We start from the raw sequence: 1190 nt of genomic DNA on the forward strand, positions 1-1190 counted from the left end.
CACTTGACACATTCCGCAGCGCCCGCCTGTTCGACCGGCTGTTCGCTGACCTGCGCGAGCTCGGATTGCTCAAGCGGCGCGGCCGTCAGCGCACCGTCTGGGCACAGCAATACGAGGTGCGCGAAACCACGGTCATCTTTCGTGACCTGCATGGCGATGATGGTACCACCCAGATCCAGACGCCCCACGACCCCGAGGCGCGCTGGAGCAAGAAACGCGATCAGACTTGGGTCGGTGACAAGCTCCAGTCAGCGAGACCGATGATGATGACCTGCCGCATCTGATCACCGACATTGCCCTGACGAGCAGTGTCGAAGGCGACACCACCGCCCTGGCCGCGATTGCGGAACGGCAGGCGGCGCGCGACGTGCTGCCCAGCGACCGTTTTGTGGATCAGGGCTACGTGAGCGGGGGCACCCTGGAGGCCGCCACGCGGCGCGGCGAAGACCTGCTTGGCCCTGCATCGACGGCGGATCCCTCGCCACAGGCGCGTATGGTCGATGGGATCACCCAGGCCCAGTTTCAGCTCGATCTGGAGGCGCGGCTAGCGACCTGTCCCGCAGGCGCGACCGCCCTGGGGCGGGTGGCGAAGGATGGGACGATCCGCTTTCAGTTCGATGACGACCGCTGTGCCGGCTGTGCCCTGCGCCCCCGCTGCTGCACCGGCACGGGCGGCCGCCGGCTGACGTACAGCCCCGGCCACGATGCGCTGGTGGCGGCCCGCGCCCGCCAGGAGACGGCCGACTTCCAGACGGTCTACCGCGCCCATCGCGGTGGGGTAGAAGGCTGCCTGTCGGGACTGGTACGCGGGCAGGGCATCCGGGTGAACCGCTACATCGGGCGGGCGAAGAACGAGTTGCGGGCGCTGTTCGTCGGCGCGGGGGTGAATCTGCGTCGCGCGGCTCGCTGGCTGGCCGGGGTGCGCCCGAAGCCACGCCAGAACCGACTGGCCCTGGCCCTGGCAGGGAGCTAGAGCCGCCATCCGGCGGGGCGCACCCCACCGGATCGTCGGCCAGATCCCACACCCATCACCGGCAGGTGGTCGCAGCGACCGAGGTGGCGGGATGATCAACACGGGTGTACGCATCTGTCTTGCTCCACCGGAGCGCAGCACGCTGCGTCCCTGGTGAGTTTGCCAGCAGTATCTTCCAAAGCTTAAAGAGCAGTTCAATTTGCCAGCGGGCGCGCCC

General features: G+C 68.2%; 1 protein-coding gene and 1 pseudogene. Both read left to right on the forward strand.

Translation table 11 applies throughout. From position 1 onward, the window contains the following. Positions 1-284: pseudogene (locus K2Z83_RS28545) on the forward strand (hypothetical protein); the annotation flags it as partial. 83 nt (positions 285-367) lie between these two features. Then, positions 368-973, forward strand: a complete 606-nt coding sequence (locus tag K2Z83_RS28550) for a transposase (RefSeq protein WP_220598562.1) — start codon at positions 368-370, stop codon at positions 971-973. The last annotated feature ends 217 nt before the right edge of the window (positions 974-1190 follow it).

The organism is Oscillochloris sp. ZM17-4 (genome assembly GCF_019599295.1).
GTDB lineage: Bacteria > Chloroflexota > Chloroflexia > Chloroflexales > Chloroflexaceae > Oscillochloris.